We start from the raw sequence: 16,659 nt of genomic DNA on the forward strand, positions 1-16,659 counted from the left end.
TTGCTACCTAAAATCGCTAAAAAACAGAATCTGTATGACATAAGCTGTTATTATTAAAAGATAAATATGCTGATCTTGTTCTGAATGCAGAAAACCAGCTTATGCCCAAAATAAATGTTTTGATATGTTTTACGCTAAAAGCCAGCGTCGCTTTTTTGGAGGGTACATACCTGAAAAAACCCGATTTAAACAAGGTGCTATATTAGTCTATTAACAGCAATATAACAGCTAGTAATGCATATGCCTTCTAAAAAAACTAACTTTTGTTGATACATATCAAAATCAATTGTAGCACGTTAACATTAATTGTAATTGTTAATTTTAATCTAGATGTTTTGTTATTAATCTGAATAAAATTTGTTAAAAAATGTCGTAACAACCTGGAGACCAGAAGAGACGGCCTCAGGCACAGGTGTCCAGACGCGCATGTTTTTATCATAAAGACAAAATAATTACAAAATATGTTTTTTGTGAAATTAAATACTGGGAAATAAGCTAAGCACCCAGATAATGATTTGTCCTTTTTGTTATATTTTGGTTCTTTGCAGTACGAAAAAAAACTTTTTTTTATACATTCTCTATAAAAAAAATTTGACTTCGACCACCAATTAATTTAACCAATAGGGGGTCAAACATATCAAAAGCAGACAGGAAACCATGCGTCATAACAGCCCGAAAAAAACGGTTACTACAACCACCACAATCACGATTACCACCGGAACAACGAGTTACGGTGCGGGCTGACGCGTATAAATAAAACAAAACAAGCCCGTATCCCACAAGATGCGGGCTTTTTTTTGGACAGAAATCAGGAGAGGAAGTTAATGCGAGTACTGAAATTTGGGGGCACTTCTGTTGCAAACCACCAGCGTATGCTGAGTGTGGCAGAAATCGCCGAAAATGAGTTGTCACTTGGGCAAGTTGCTTTGGTTCTGTCTGCACCAGCAAAAATTACCAACCACCTTGTGGCAATGATTGAAAAAACAGTCACCGGGCAAGATATTGTTTCCCACATGAGCGACGCCACCCAAATCTTTGCTGATTTGCTGTCGGGATTGAAAGAACACCAAGCCGGGTTCGATTACGAGCGCCTGAAAGGCGTTGTCGAGCGGGAACTGGCTCACCTGAAACAGACCTTACACGGCGTCTCTTTGCTGAAACAATGCCCGGATAGCATTAATGCAACGCTGATTTGTTGTGGTGAAAAGTTATCCATTGCCATCATGGAAGCCATGTTACAGGCTCGCGGCCACAAAGTGACTGTCATTGATCCTGTCAAAAACTTATTGGCACATGGGCATTATCTTGAATCCACCGTTGATATCCCTGTTTCTGCCGAACGAATTGCTGAACTCAACATCCCTGCTGATCACATTATTCTGATGGCCGGCTTTACCGCGGGCAACGAAAATGGCGAGCTTGTGGTACTGGGGCGCAATGGTTCTGATTATTCAGCCGCAGTACTGGCCGCGTGCCTGCGGGCCGATTGTTGTGAAATATGGACTGATGTCGATGGCGTCTATACTTGTGACCCTAGGGCTGTTGCAGATGCCCGTTTATTGAAAAGCATGTCGTACCAAGAGGCGATGGAATTGTCCTATTTTGGTGCGAAAGTTCTTCATCCCCGCACTATTGCTCCCATCGCCCAGTTTCAGATCCCTTGCCTGATTAAAAATACCGCCAATCCTGATGCTCCGGGCACTTTTATCGGTGATGGGCAGCAAGATGACAGCATGCCAATCAAGGGGATTACCAACCTGAACCACATGGCGATGATCAACGTTTCCGGCCCCGGTATGAAAGGGATGGTCGGGATGGCTACCCGGGTCTTCTCCGTCATGTCCCGCAAAGGCATTTCTGTCGTACTGATCACCCAATCGTCGTCAGAATACAGCATCAGTTTCTGTGTTCCACAAAAAGAGCTGGTTAAAGCACAGAAGGCACTGACAGAAGAATTTTATCTGGAATTGAAAGACGGCGTGCTGGATCCCATTGATGTAATCAATAACCTTGCCATCATTTCTGTGGTGGGTGACGGCATGCGTACTCAACGCGGTATTTCTGCCCATTTCTTCTCTGCATTGACACGTGCCAACATCAACATTATTGCCATTGCGCAAGGCTCTTCCGAGCGTTCCATTTCTGCCGTCATTGAAAACGATGCGGCAACGACTGCCGTTCGTCTCTGCCACCAGATGCTTTTCAACACCGCACAAGTTGTCGAAGTCTTCGTTGTGGGCGTGGGTGGCGTAGGAAGCGCATTAATAGAACAAATCCGCCGCCAGCAGGCATGGCTTAAACAAAAGCACATTGAACTGCGGGTTTGTGGCATCGCCAATTCCCGGGCTTTATTGACGGATATGCAGGGAATTTGTCTGGACGACTGGCAACAGGCACTGTCCGAAGCAACCGAACCCTTTAGCCTGAGCCGCTTAATCCGCCTTGAGAAAGAGTATCATTTGCTGAATCCGGTCATTGTTGACTGTACCTCCAATCAGGCGATTGCAGAACAATACGCCAGCTTCCTGAGCGATGGCTTTAACGTTGTCACACCGAATAAAAAAGCCAATACCCTGTCGATGGATTATTATCGCCAAATCCGTAAGGCAGCGGAAAAATCGAAGCGCAAATTCATGTATGACACCAACGTAGGTGCAGGCTTGCCAGTGATTGAAAACTTGCAAAACCTGCTCAATGCTGGGGATGAATTAGTCCAGTTCAGCGGGATCCTGTCGGGTTCTCTGTCCTATATCTTCGGGATGCTGGATGAAGGCATGACACTTTCGCAAGCAACTCTTCTGGCGAAAGAAAAAGGATTTACGGAACCTGATCCACGCGATGATCTTTCTGGCATGGACGTTGCCCGCAAGTTATTGATCCTGGCACGTGAGGCAGGTTATGAACTGGAGCTAGAAGATATCCATGTTGAGCCAGTACTTCCTGCATCCTTTGATGCCAGCGGCGATGTCAGTGACTTCTTGCAGCGTTTGCCACAACTGGATCAGGCGTTTACTCAACGTGTTGCCGATGCCGCAGCGCAAGGGGAAGTTTTGCGCTATGTTGGTCTCATTGAAGAAGGTCGTTGTACTGTGAAAATTGTCGCCGTTGATGGCAACGATCCACTTTATAAAGTCAAAAACGGCGAAAACGCGCTGGCTTTCTATACCCGTTATTATCAACCTATCCCACTGGTGCTACGTGGTTATGGGGCTGGAAATGATGTAACGGCAGCCGGCGTATTTGCTGATGTATTACGTACTCTGTCATGGAAATTGGGGGTTTAATGGCAATCAGGGTTTATGCACCTGCCTCTATCGGGAATGTCGGTGTCGGGTTTGATGTGCTCGGCGCAGCAGTTTCTCCCGTTGATGGCTCGTGGCTTGGAGACTGTGTCTCCGTCAGTGAAGCTGAACGTTTCAGTCTGAATAATCAAGGACGTTTTGTCGGCAAATTACCTGCCGACCCCAAACAAAATATTGTCTACCAATGCTGGCAGCTTTTTTGCCAGCAACTGGGAAAAGAACTTCCTGTTGCCATGACATTGGAAAAAAACATGCCGATTGGTTCCGGGTTGGGTTCCAGTGCCTGTTCAGTCGTCGCTGGCTTGGTGGCCCTCAATGAATATGCCGGCCGCCCGTTTAACCGCGATCAATTGTTGGCCATGATGGGGGAGCTGGAAGGACGGCTTTCCGGTGGGGTGCACTATGATAACGTTGCCCCTTGCTATCTGGGTGGCTTGCAATTGCTGTTATCGCAGAACACGCCGCTTTGCCAGTCAATTCCATCATTTGATGATTGGCTGTGGGTAATGGCTTACCCCGGCATCAAAGTACCGACAGCAGAAGCACGGGCTATCTTGCCGAAACACTATTCCCGCAACGACATCATCGAGCACGGGCGCCATTTTGCAGGTTTCATTCATGCCTGCCACTCCCGCCAATCAGAATTGGCGGCCGAACTGATGAAGGATGTAGTCGCCGAACCTTATCGCACACAGCTTCTGCCCGGATTTGCTGAAGCACGTGATGCGGTAAAAGAACGAGGGGCACTGGCGTGCAGCATTTCCGGTTCAGGCCCGACACTTTTTGCCATTTGCAACGACATGACTATAGCTGAAGAAGTCGCACAATGGCTGCAACAACATTACGTACAAAATGACGAAGGCTTTGTACACATTTGCCGTCTGGATCTCGAAGGCGCACGACAGGTAGGGTAATTATGAAACTTTATAACTTAAAAGACAGCAGCGAACAGGTTAGTTTTTCACAGGCAGTAAAACAGGGATTGGGTAAACAACAAGGACTGTTTTTCCCGCAGGATTTACCGAAATTCACTCGTGCCGAAATCGATGATCTATTGAAATTGGATTTTGCCAGCCGCAGCCAGAAGATCCTTTCTGCCTTTATTGGTGATGAAATTCCCGCAGAGCAATTGGCAGAGCGCGTTAAAAACGCATTCGCTTTCCCTGCCCCTGTAAAAAAAGTTGAAGAAGACATCGCTTCGCTGGAGCTATACCACGGCCCGACGTTAGCTTTCAAAGACTTTGGTGGCCGCTTCATGGCTCAAATTCTTGCACAAATTGCCGGGGAACAGCCTGTTACTATTCTGACAGCCACGTCCGGGGATACCGGTGCCGCCGTTGCTCATGCCTTCTATGGTTTGGATAATGTACAAGTGGTGATTTTGTACCCGGAAGGCAAAATCAGCCCATTACAGGAAAAACTTTTCTGTACACTGGGTGGCAATATCCACACCGTCGCCATCAACGGTGATTTCGATGCTTGCCAAGCGCTGGTCAAGCAAGCTTTCGATGATGAAGAGCTAAAACAAGCCCTGCACCTCAATTCAGCCAACTCCATCAATATCAGCCGATTACTGGCACAGATTTGTTACTACTTTGAAGCCGTTGCGCAGATCCCCGCCGAGAAACGCGAACAATTGGTGATTTCTGTGCCAAGTGGCAACTTCGGCAATTTAACGGCTGGCTTGCTGGCAAAATCGCTGGGGCTGCCAATCAAACGTTTTGTCGCAGCAACCAATGTTAATGACACGGTTCCCCGTTATTTGGCAGAAGGCGAGTGGAAGCCTCATCAAACCATCGCAACACTGTCCAACGCGATGGATGTCAGCCAACCCAACAACTGGCCACGCATTGAAGAATTGTTCAAACGTCAGGGCTGGGCACTGGATGAGCTGGCAAGAGGTGTTGTGGATGACGCAACCACCCAAATCACCATGCAGGAACTGGCTGAAAAAGGTTACATTTCCGAACCACACGCAGCCATTGCTTACCGGGTTTTGCGGGATCAATTACAGGAAGGGGAATACGGCCTGTTTTTGGGCACGGCCCATCCGGCCAAATTCAAAGAAAGTGTCGAGGCCATTCTCGGCCAGCCACTGCCATTGCCGGCAGAACTTGCAGAGCGGGCAGATTTGGCTTTGCTCTCCCATTTCTTGCCGGCTGACTTTTCCAGCCTGCGCGAATTTTTGATGGAACGAGCGCCCAAGTAATGGGCCAAGCTATAAGAATGTTTGGCATTAATTAACATTCCTCACTCCACCTATTGGATAGGTGGAGTGAAATTCACCGTTCAGGGAAATTAACCTTGCTCAGGGCGCTTAAACACCAGCTCATTCCCTTTAGACAGCGCATCATCAAAAGCATATCCATCCAGATTAAATTCCATCAACTGTGCCGGATTAGTCAGCTTATTCTGAATGATAAAGCGGCTCATCAGCCCACGGGCTTTCTTGGCGTAAAAACTGATCACTTTGAATTTGCCGTTCTTTTCATCCAGAAAAACAGGTTTGATAATATTGGCAGACAGTTTTTTGGTATTAACCGATTTAAAATATTCGTCTGATGCCAGATTAACCAAAACATCGTCACCCTGCTGTTCCAGAGCCATATTCAAGTTTTCCGTGATCTTATCACCCCAAAACGCATACAGATCTTTACCACGCGGATTTCCCAGCTTAATGCCCATTTCCAAACGGTAAGGTTGCATCAAATCGAGGGGGCGCAATACGCCATACAAGCCAGATAAAATCCTCAAATGAGTCTGGGCAAAATCAAAATCGTCAGCAGAGAAGGTTTCCGCCTGCATACCGGTATAAACATCCCCCTTGAATGCCAAAACCGCCTGACGGGCATTTTCCGGTGTGAAATTGGGCTGCCATTCGCTGAAACGGACGGCATTCAGACCGGCCAATTTATCGCTGATGCTCATCAAACTGCCGATTTGCGCGGGAGTTAACGTGCGGCAAACCTCAATCAATTGCTGAGAATTGCCCAACAACTCTGGTTGGCTATATTTTTCTGTTGCGAGTGGGCTGACATAATCGAGTGTTTTTGCAGGTGAAATAGTAATAAGCATTGTTTTTTTCCTGATAATCTGAGCTTTCATCACTTTAGCAAAAAAGAACAGAAAGGGGAGGTGTTCCAGGCATGTAAAATACACTCCGATTAATACATATCCGCATTTGATTTTGTAGCCCAATTGGGCCACTGTATGTTTATCAACCAACACAGGAGATATAATATGCCTGCAAATGCTGTTGTTCGTGCTCGTATAGATGAAAAACTAAAAAATGAAGCAGCTGAAGTATTAGCTAGTATGGGTTTAACTCTGTCTGATCTAGTGCGCATAACTCTGACCAAAGTAGCTAAGGAAAAGGCTTTACCGTTCGATATTCGTATCCCTAACGAAATTACTGATAAAAGCATTTCTGCCAGTGAAAAGGGTTTAGATATACATAAAGCAAAAGATGCTGATGATCTATTTGAGCAACTAGGTATCTGATACACCATGAAACAGCGGGAGATTGAATATTCCAGCCAGTTTCAAAGGGACGTAAAATTGGCTCAGAAGCGAAATAAGGATATGAATAAATCAAAAAAACTTATAAAGCACCTAATTAACGATGAGCTACCTTTGCCCTCTGTATACAAAGATCATCAGCTACAAGGTAGTTATAAAGGTTATAGGGATGCTCATATAGAACCCGATTGGATTTTAGATTCTACAAAATTACTGACGAGTTGCTTCGATTCGAACGAACAGGAACCCATTCTGACCTGTTCTAATTTCAATATATATCCGCATAAGCGGATTTTCAGCTCATTGAGTTTTTTTCAATAGGGTACTTTCTTTAAAATTTATTGCCCACTTCATCACTGTGATCCCGGCAAATTCGTTTTTGTTGCCTCGTTGAGGTTGATATTGGTACAGCCGCACTTGACCATGTTATTATCACGGAATGGCGAGGCAACGTTGCCAAAGATTTTACGTATAACGATGAGATATTAAACATGACCGATAAACTGACTTCCCTGCGTAAACTGACAACAGTAGTAGCAGATACCGGGGATATCGCGGCGATGAAACTGTATCAGCCGCAAGATGCGACCACCAACCCTTCCCTGATTTTGAATGCAGCCCAAATTCCGGAATATCGCCAACTGATTGATGATGCAGTTGCATGGGCGCGTGGTCAAAGTGATTCCCGTGAACAGCAAATTATCGATGCCGGCGACAAATTGGCAGTTAACATTGGTCTGGAAATTCTGAAGCTGATCCCGGGCCGCATTTCCACAGAAGTTGATGCTCGTCTGTCTTATGACACCGCAGCCAGCGTAGCGAAAGCAAAACGCCTGATCAAGCTGTACAACGAAGCAGGTATCAGCAATGACCGTATCCTGATCAAACTGGCTTCCACATGGCAGGGTATCCGTGCGGCAGAGCAGTTGGAAAAAGAAGGCATCAACTGTAACCTGACTTTGTTGTTCTCCTTTGCCCAAGCACGTGCTTGCGCAGAAGCGGGTGTTTTCCTGATTTCTCCATTCGTCGGCCGTATTCTCGACTGGTACAAAGCGAACAGCGACAAGAAAGAGTTCGCACCACATGAAGATCCAGGTGTAATTTCTGTCTCTGAAATTTACCAATACTACAAAGAGCACGGCTACAACACCGTCGTCATGGGCGCAAGTTTCCGTAACGCTGGCGAAATTCTGGAACTGGCTGGCTGTGACCGCCTGACAATCTCTCCAGCCTTGCTGAAAGAGCTGTCTGAAGCGGAAGGTGAAGTCGAGCGCAAGCTGGGCTATGAAGGCGAAACCAAAGCACGCCCAGAACCAATGACTGAAGCTGAGTTCTATTGGGAACACCATCAGGATGCAATGGCAACTGAAAAACTGGCGGAAGGTATCCGTAAGTTTGCAATCGACCAAGGCAAACTTGAAAGCATGATCGCAGACCTGCTGTAATCTCAAGCGACACGCTTTTTTATTCAGATTCTCATATTAAAGGTGGCTCTCGAGCCGCCTTTTTTTGTCTTGTTTTAACTCAATAAATAACCCATTTTTCCATTTATTCTGCTGATGAAGGCATATCGTTTTTGAATGAAGCTACCTTGATTTCATATCTCATCATTTCTATAGTCACTATAGATATATCCGAAATAAATTAATCAATATAGATATTGTTGGGGGCGTTTATGAGAAGACCTATATCTATGCGGCGACCTATGTCACAGAATCTAAGCCCATTACCAACGCTAGAACAGCCTAATTTGACTTTAGGCCCGGTCATTCAGCATTTAATCAGATGCTCCTCAGTAGGATTCTTCCGACATAACAAGCAACTCTCTTTTGTAGGGCATGATAAGGCTAATTATCAATTAGTTGCACAAGCCTTCAAAAAAATTGAATCTACTCATAGCGGGGCGCGTTTGCTGGAATCCATTCGATATATTTCCCGACTTAAGTCAAAAAACATCGTGATTCATCTGGATTATGACAAAAACCCGTATGTTAAGCCGAACTACTTTGATGATGCCCATAACCGTAGAGGAACGGGTTCCGAGTTTCATTGCTATCTGCCTTCACTCAAACCCATCTATGACTCAAACTATTCGAATGATATGACATTGGAACAGTTTTATGCATGTATCGTGTATCATGAATTACTGCATGTTTTCCATAATTTGAAAGGGAATCGTCTTGTCGTAATGCCTTCTGATCCACACTCATCAGCGAGCAGCAACGTTTTACTTGAAGAAGCAAGAACAGTGGGATTGGGTAGTTTTTCAGATGAAGAGTTTTCAGAAAATAAATTCAGAAAAGAAATAAAGGTTCCTCTCAGAACATCTTATCAAAGTAGCGATACCCTCATACACGACGACAATACAGGCAGTAAAAGCTTTGATAGCTCCCCAGAAGAGCTACATCCTCTGCTTCCTCACCAGACTCCTAAGTTGTAATTAGCTTAGCCATCACTCGTCTAACACTGTTGCTGGCCTAAGTAAAAAATTAATCTGGCAGCCTGCTTTGTACTGTGAGTTCCACTGAAATGGTGTCTTTTTCTGAAATTAAAAAATAACATACAATTGAACTATCGATAATTAACTCCCGCAATAATTAAATAAACATTTCCAATTGATTAATTTATATGGGTGTTTTATTTTTTAATAGTTAACTATTAATTGAAATTACCATTTTTATTAAAATTTGAGCAATAAAGCATAAAAGATAATATAAAGATCTCAAATGGCAACATGAGATTATAAATAACATTGATAATAACACTATATTATTAAATTTTTATGGTTAATAATTTTTATAAAAATTTTAATTTAATTCCATAACAAACAAAGCAATTACAATTTCAATTTTAATTTTTTAAGCTGGACAAAATATGAATGATGAAATTTATATTAACCTTGATGAATCTTTATTTAAATTATCTGAATATGGTTTAACAGATACTGAACGTGGGAAAGCCTTGTCAGGTCTAAGGTCATATGTAAAGAAAACACAGAGCAAATTTCTAGGTTATCAAACCAGCCAAAAATTTCGTTATTCATTGGATCTGAGTGAATACCTAGATATTCATTTGAACAATGTTGGCGATCCATTTCAGGCAGGTAATTATAGACTTAACACAAAGGTTGCTGAATGTGCTGTATTGGATTATTTTGCTAAACTTTGGCACGCACCTGACAGCAATAACACCGCATTAGGTGAAGGCTATTGGGGTTATATCTTGTCAATGGGAAGCACGGAAGGGAATTTATATGCCCTGCGTAATGCGCGTGACTATTTGTCTGGAAAAGCACTCTGGGTTGATTTGAATTCAGATAATTACATTGAACGAAGAGTCTGTCTGGAAGGTAATGAAAATTCACTAACCCCCATACTTTTTTACTCCGAAGATACACACTACTCAATTGATAAAGCCAAAGATATTTTGTTGCTACCGACTTTTGCTGAAATTGGTGAATCGCGTTATCCGGGACAATGCCCTCTTAAAACGGATAATGGCAAATGGCCAACAAAAGTTCCATCTCTGCCAACAGGCTCAATTGATCTAAATAAATTAAGCATACTCGTAGAGTTTTTTGCGTCACGCGGTTTCCCGATCGTGGTCAATTTCAACTATGGCACAACCTTTAAAGGTGCTCTGGATGATGTCAGCGGTGCGATTGATTTACTGCTCCCCATACTTGAGAAGTACGGCCTCAAAGATAGAACGCTTCCCATTACACTGGAAAATGGCCAAATTGTTAAAAGCCCTCGAAATGGCTATTGGTTCCACATTGATGGCGCATTGGGCGCTGTTTATGGCCCATTCCTAGAAAAAGCGAGAGAGCAAGGAATCGATATTGGTTTAGGAGCGCTTCCTTCATTTGATTTCAGAAACCCAATCCATTCGATGGTGACCAGCGGTCACAAAGAAATGGGAACACCATGGCCGACAGGCGTTTATCTGACCAAACAAAAATACCTGCTAGACTTCCACAGTGTGGATTATATCGGTGCTCAGGATTCTACTTTATCGGGTTCGAGAAATGGTTTTTCGGCACTGCTGCTTTGGCATTATCTGGCCACACATTCTTATAATGACCAGATTGAAAACATCATCCATCGAGTTAGGAAGAGTGAAAATATCTATCAGAAATTGCTGGCATTGAGTGGCGAGATTGGTCTGGATCTGCACGTCCATCGTTCACCACTTTCCCTTTGCATCCTTTTCCTTTGCCCTAACAATGATATTGTTGATGATTTCTCACTGTCGACGGAAGTTAAAGATGGTATTAAATATGCACACTTTTTCATTATGCATCACGTGACAGATGAGCTAATTAACCAATTTATAACGGCATTGAGCCAACCTGGCGCTTTTAACAGAAAACTATCTTTGAATAATCAGCCAGAACTCACCGCTATGTGCGGCTAATTATTAAAACCCAATAATCCTGATAGCCGAGAAAGTCATACGGTGTGGCCGTTGTCATTTTCTGAAATCAACTGCACCAACAAATAGGGCTTAAGGTCTAATGTACATATGGCTTCTGAAAAAATAATTTTAGAAGTCATATGAAGTAAACTCAGTTATACGCAATGCTTATGGGCACAAGACCAAAAGCTGAATAGGAAAACGTGGATTATTCAAAATAGGAATAAACGCACGATCAAGTGGCAGGAACCTTTACTGAATATGAATATTATTTTTAACACTTCATCTAACTCATTTAATATATGACCCTATCTTTGTACTTATTGCTGCAAAACATGGCGGCTCTTATTTATCTATAATGCTGCATAGCCTGATACTCACCAAAAACTCATTGATATGATCAAGAATGGCTATCGGATGTCGTTCCATTGCCCATATTATAAATATCAGCCTTCATGCCGCTCCCCGACATTTAACAACTCTAAATTGCCACAGTTACCCCAGATACTTCTGATCCATTTCTTTCTGCCTTTGACAAAAAGAGATCTCTACAAAATCCTCCCCGCAGTGCCTTATAAAACCCATCTCCATGATTGCGCTGCAACGAATTCAAGGAAATGCTACCATTGCCTGACCACGCGAATGTCCACTTTGCGCACTTGTTGCTTTTCACTCGTGGCAGGTGACAAATTTGATTGCTTTCTATTACTATTAACTGAGGTTTGTATGAATACTTTGCGCATTGGCCTCGTATCTGTTTCCGATCGAGCTTCCAATGGTGTCTATCAGGATAAGGGGCTGCCAGCTCTGGAAGAGTGGCTGGAAAAAACAATTACCACACCTTTCAACGTAGAAACTCGCCTGATCCCCGACGAACAACCCCTGATCGAACAAACCCTGTGTGAATTGGTCGATGAGTTGGGCTGCCATTTGGTATTGACCACTGGAGGAACAGGCCCTGCCCGTCGCGATGTCACGCCGGATGCAACACTGGCAATCGCCGATCGTGAAATGCCCGGATTTGGGGAGCAAATGCGCCAAATCAGCCTGAAATTTGTTCCAACCGCAATCCTTTCCCGTCAGGTAGGCGTCATCCGCAATCAGGCGTTAATCCTCAACCTGCCCGGGCAACCTAAAGCTATTGCAGAAACGTTGGAAGGGTTGAAGGACGAGAGTGGCAAAGTGATAGTTTCCGGTATTTTTGCCAGTGTGCCTTATTGCATCCAATTGTTGGATGGCCCTTATGTGGAAACTGACGAATCGGTTGTCGCCGCATTCAGGCCCAAAAATGCCCGTCGTTAAGGGGTTGCCATTTTTCCTTTAGCATTCCTCATGCTTCCCCTTCTGTCGTAAAGGTTCTGAACCGATCCAGAACCTTTATGGATAAAGTAAGTTTGATAAAGTGAATTGATGTAAGCCGAAAACCCTATCATTTACTCAAACTTTCGCCGTTGGTTTCAATCAATTGCTTATACCAGTGGAAACTTTTCTTGCGGCGGCGCTCCAACGAGCCGGTTCCTTGCTCATTCTGGTCAACATAGATATAACCGTAGCGTTTGCTCATCTCACCTTTTGAAGCACTGACCAAATCAATCGCGCCCCAACTGGTATAACCCATAATTTCAATCCCATCCTCGATCGCTTCCCTGACCTGAATAAGATGATCGTTGAGATATTGGATACGATAATCATCCTGAATACTGCCGTCCGCTTCCAGCTTATCTTTGGCACCCAACCCATTTTCAACAATAAATAACGGTTTCTGGTAACGATCCCACAGTAAATTCAATAAAACTCGTAACCCAACCGGATCTATCTGCCATCCCCACTCGGAGCTGGGCAAATGCGGGTTGGTTATCATCCGCAGGATATTGCCCTGCTGTTTCTGGTATTCTGATTCATCCGCTGTTGTGCAGCCACTCATGTAATAACTAAACGAAATAAAATCGACAGTATTTTTCAAATCCAATCTATCTTGTTCCGTTATCACGAGATTAATGCCGTTTTCGCGGAAATAACGCAGCATGTAGCTCGGATAGCTGCCGCGACATTGAACATCCCCAAAGAACAGCCATTTTTGATTTTGTTGAAGTGCCGCCAATACATCATCTGGTTTACACGTGAGTGGGTACACCAATCCCCCCAATAACATGTTCCCAATTTGGGCATCTGGAATAATTTCCCGGCACATTTTAACCACGCGGGAACTGGCAACTAATTGATGGTGAATGGCCTGATAAATGTCAGATTTACTGCTGTTTCTTGCCAATCCAACGCCAGTCATAGGTTCATGCAATGACATATTAATCTCATTGAATGTCAGCCATAATTTCACTTTTTTCTGATAACGGGTGAATACCGTACGTGCGTACTGCTCAAAGAACGTGATTAATTTACGATTACCCCAGCCACCATATTTTTTAACCAATGCCCACGGCATTTCATAATGGGATAAGGTGATCAAAGGCTGAATGCCGTGCTTCGCCATTTCATCGAACAATCTGTCATAAAATGCCAGCCCGGCTTCGTTAGGCTGTGCTTCGTCCCCTTGTGGAAAGATCCGGCTCCATGCTATGGAAGTGCGCAGGCATTTAAAGCCCATTTCAGCGAACAGAGCGATATCTTCAGGGTAACGGTGATAAAAATCGATAGCGATATCTTTGAGATAGGGTGTTTTGTCCGAAAGATCACGTTCGATAATGGGGCCTATGATACCTTGGGGCATAACATCTGACGTAGATATCCCTTTTCCATCCGTCAAATAAGCACCTTCAACCTGATTGGCTGCAATTGCGCCGCCCCACAGGAAATGCGTTGGGAACTGTTTCATTCAAATTTCCTCTTATCGCTTATAAATAATTAATGAACAGTAATTAGTTTCGTTCTATCTCTCGTCCAACTCTTGATACAGGTAAATTCGTGGCCGTTGGCATCTCAGTAGCTGAAATCGCAGTCGCTGGCAGACCAAACTTCCAAGTCAAAACAGTAGATACAGCAAGCGCCAATAACGCACCGAATAACGCCCCCCACACCGTATTATCCAGTCCTGACGGTGGGATCATTTGAGTGATGGTTAACATGTTGACTATCCCCGCTGAATAAACAGCACTTTGGTAATACCCAACGACTGAGCCACCGATGGCTCCGGCTATGCAACCAAAAATAAAGGGGCGTCGGTAAGGTAGAGTTACGCTATAAACAGCCGGTTCCGTGATACCGAAGAAGCCGGATATGGCAGTAGAGCCGGATAGCATTCTCAACTTAACATCACGGGAACGAAGGAATACCCCGAATGCTGCCCCTGCTTGCCCCAGCACAGCAGGCAGCAATAAAGGCGATAACGTATCATGCCCGATGACTGCCAGGTTATTGACGACAACAGGCACCAAGCCCCAATGCAGGCCAAAAATGACACAGACTTGCCAAATAGCGCCCATAACAGCCCCCGCCAAAACCGGGGCGAACGCATAAATGGCCTGATATCCATTGGCTAATAGCTGGCTTAGCCAAGTGGCAATAGGGCCAATGACAATAAATACCAGCGGAACCATCAACATCAGGCAAATCAGAGGGGTCGTGAAATTTTTGATTGCCGCCGGGGAGTACGCGTTGAGTTTTTTTTCCAACAAACAACTCAACCAAGAAGCCAAAATAATCGGAATTACCGAGGAGCTATAGTTCAAAAATGTGATGGGTATTCCCATAAAATGTTCAATTGGGCTACCCGCAACAGTTGAAGTTTCAAAAGCGGAGATAATCAGTGGATGAACCAGCGCCCCACCAATTGCCATCGAAATGAAAGGGTTGCCGCCAAATTTTTTACCGGCTGTATACCCCAATAACAGAGGGAAAAAGTAGAACAACGAATCACTCGCCGCATATAAGATGCGATAAGTTCCACTTTCATGTGATGTCCAATCAAATACAATGGCAACTGAAAGTAAGCCTTTCAAAATACCCGCAGCCGCCATAACGCCGAGAAAAGGCGTGAAAATTCCCGAAACGACGTCAATGAAGCGATTAAATAAGTTTTCTGTTTTTTCCTCTTTGTCCCCAGCCTCTGCTGTCGGTGCTGGCGCATCAGAAAGGTGTAAAATTTGTTGAATGGCCTGATAAACCTCTCCAACGTTGTTACCGATGACAACCTGAAATTGCCCCCCGCTTTCAACGACTGTGATAACACCCGTGTTAGCTTTAATTTTATCTATATCGGCCAATGCCCGGTTTTTGAGTTTAAAGCGTAGCCGAGTCGCGCAATGGATAAGACTGACGATATTTTCTTTGCCACCAACATCAATAATGATTTCCTGAGCCAGACTGCGGTATTTCATGCTGCTTTCCTCGTTTTATGCACTGCACATATTCCAGTCGCAAGAGGTTTTATCTCTGTTAGCATCCAGCTTTTGATGACATCCAAAAATCCAGCCTGTGGCCTGGCGAATTTATTCTCGACTAATTTGCCATTTCCTAGCCGTCACGCCGCATTTTTAAATCCATTGGATATATATTAAAAACTATAGATGAAAAAAAATCCGACACGCCTTCTCTATGTCATAAAGAAGATCGATATCAGATTTTTTTCCTACTGGGATTAAGCCCCTGCAGTCATAAACGAAAAACAGTAATCTTGAATTCCCTCAAAATTACATTTTAAATTTAATTCTTCTCTATCTTCATTCCTGCATCCCGCCATTCCGCAAACCCTTTTTTAAATCGGCGGGCCTGAATTCCTTTAGCCCGAAGCAATTCAAGGGCATTGGCGGAAAGCACGCAATAAGGGCCGCGGCAATAAGCGATCAATTCCTGACGGGATGGCAATTCACTTAGCCGATTTTCCAGTTCATCGATGGGAATATTGATGGCATTGGGCAAGTGGCCTTGTTCGAATTCCTCTTTTGGCCTGACATCCAGTAGCGTCATGCTCTGCTCTTTGATCCTGTCCAGCAACTCTTCCCATGAAATCGCTTCCTGACTGTTCGTATCATCAATCAGCCTGCGCATTTCTGTGCGGTTAAATTCAGCATATTTCTGGAGTGCAGAGATAATTTCTTGCACCGGCCCTTCTCCCCGGCGGTAAAACACATGCTTTCCTGATTTGCGGGATTGAAGTAAACCGACCCGTTTGAGGAGCTGGAGATGTTGAGAAGTATTGGCAATGGACAGGCCAGAAAGCTCCGATAGATTTTCCACGGATTGCTCAGAATTAACCAAGCATTGAAACAAAGTTAGGCGATGAGGATTTCCCAGCACTTTGGCAATTTCCGCAACTTCATCAAGAAATTGTTTATCAAACATTGACATCATACTTCCAACACTATTACATTCAATAAAATTATTGAACATGATAATATCAAAATCTGTCAGGCATTGCGAGCACCAGTTTGCAACCTAATGAGATGTAGATATCAGTAATTGACTATTT

Annotated in this window: 11 protein-coding genes, 2 pseudogenes and 1 other annotated feature; of the genes and pseudogenes, 9 read left to right on the forward strand and 4 right to left on the reverse strand. The window is 44.1% G+C overall.

What is annotated here, in order from left to right:
* Positions 1-682 precede the first annotated feature (682 nt).
* Positions 683-800 (forward strand) — a sequence feature (Thr leader region).
* A gap of 24 nt (positions 801-824) precedes the next feature.
* Genes thrA through thrC form a run of 3 tightly spaced genes read left to right on the forward strand, consistent with a single transcriptional unit; the run spans position 825 to position 5,511 of the window.
* Entirely contained in the window at positions 825-3,284 is a 2,460-nt protein-coding gene (gene thrA / locus FE392_RS09075) for a bifunctional aspartate kinase/homoserine dehydrogenase I (protein ID WP_319929907.1), read from the forward strand.
* Positions 3,284-4,216: a homoserine kinase gene (gene thrB, locus FE392_RS09080; RefSeq protein ID WP_500692695.1), complete on the forward strand. Its 933-nt coding sequence runs from the start codon at positions 3,284-3,286 to the stop codon at positions 4,214-4,216. Before thrA ends, thrB begins: the two co-directional genes overlap by 1 nt.
* A gap of 2 nt (positions 4,217-4,218) precedes the next feature.
* On the forward strand, positions 4,219-5,511 hold the full coding sequence (gene thrC / locus FE392_RS09085) for a threonine synthase (protein ID WP_319929909.1): 1,293 nt from the start codon (positions 4,219-4,221) through the stop codon (positions 5,509-5,511).
* Positions 5,512-5,600: 89 nt separating this feature from the next.
* On the opposite strand, the gene yaaA is transcribed toward thrC, so the two are convergent.
* On the reverse strand, positions 5,601-6,377 hold the full coding sequence (yaaA, locus tag FE392_RS09090; protein ID WP_319929910.1) for a peroxide stress protein YaaA: 777 nt from the start codon (positions 6,375-6,377) through the stop codon (positions 5,601-5,603).
* Positions 6,378-6,542: 165 nt separating this feature from the next.
* Between yaaA and FE392_RS09095 the strand changes: the two genes are divergently transcribed.
* The 6 genes and pseudogenes from FE392_RS09095 (at position 6,543) to mog (ending at position 12,539) form a co-directional block, all read left to right on the forward strand.
* Complete coding sequence (locus FE392_RS09095; protein WP_319929911.1) at positions 6,543-6,803, forward strand: type II toxin-antitoxin system RelB/DinJ family antitoxin; 261 nt, start codon at positions 6,543-6,545, stop codon at positions 6,801-6,803.
* Between the two features lie 6 nt (positions 6,804-6,809).
* A pseudogene (locus FE392_RS09100) lies at positions 6,810-7,087 on the forward strand (type II toxin-antitoxin system YafQ family toxin).
* 225 nt (positions 7,088-7,312) lie between these two features.
* Positions 7,313-8,266, forward strand: coding sequence for a transaldolase (gene tal, locus FE392_RS09105; protein WP_319929912.1), 954 nt, complete (start codon positions 7,313-7,315; stop codon positions 8,264-8,266).
* Positions 8,267-8,526: 260 nt separating this feature from the next.
* Positions 8,527-9,261, forward strand: coding sequence for a M91 family zinc metallopeptidase (locus tag FE392_RS09110; RefSeq protein WP_319929913.1), 735 nt, complete (start codon positions 8,527-8,529; stop codon positions 9,259-9,261).
* Between the two features lie 434 nt (positions 9,262-9,695).
* Positions 9,696-11,237 carry a PLP-dependent aminotransferase family protein gene (locus FE392_RS09115; RefSeq protein ID WP_319929914.1) on the forward strand — a complete coding sequence of 514 codons (1,542 nt, stop codon included), beginning with the start codon at positions 9,696-9,698 and terminating at the stop codon, positions 11,235-11,237.
* A gap of 726 nt (positions 11,238-11,963) precedes the next feature.
* Positions 11,964-12,539: a molybdopterin adenylyltransferase gene (gene mog / locus FE392_RS09120; RefSeq protein ID WP_319929915.1), complete on the forward strand. Its 576-nt coding sequence runs from the start codon at positions 11,964-11,966 to the stop codon at positions 12,537-12,539.
* Between the two features lie 127 nt (positions 12,540-12,666).
* Here mog and FE392_RS09125 read toward each other — a convergent pair whose 3' ends face one another.
* From FE392_RS09125 to FE392_RS09135, 3 genes and pseudogenes are all read right to left on the reverse strand, one after another.
* The gene (locus tag FE392_RS09125; protein ID WP_319929916.1) at positions 12,667-14,067 is read right to left on the reverse strand and encodes a glycoside hydrolase family 1 protein; all 1,401 of its coding nucleotides are present in this window, start codon (positions 14,065-14,067) and stop codon (positions 12,667-12,669) included.
* Between the two features lie 85 nt (positions 14,068-14,152).
* A pseudogene (locus FE392_RS09130) lies at positions 14,153-15,568 on the reverse strand (PTS transporter subunit EIIC); the annotation flags it as partial.
* Between the two features lie 325 nt (positions 15,569-15,893).
* Positions 15,894-16,532: an ArsR/SmtB family transcription factor gene (locus FE392_RS09135; protein ID WP_319929917.1), complete on the reverse strand. Its 639-nt coding sequence runs from the start codon at positions 16,530-16,532 to the stop codon at positions 15,894-15,896.
* Positions 16,533-16,659: the final 127 nt, after the last annotated feature.

The sequence above is a fragment of the Xenorhabdus santafensis genome (assembly GCF_033949405.1).
GTDB lineage: Bacteria > Pseudomonadota > Gammaproteobacteria > Enterobacterales > Enterobacteriaceae > Xenorhabdus > Xenorhabdus santafensis.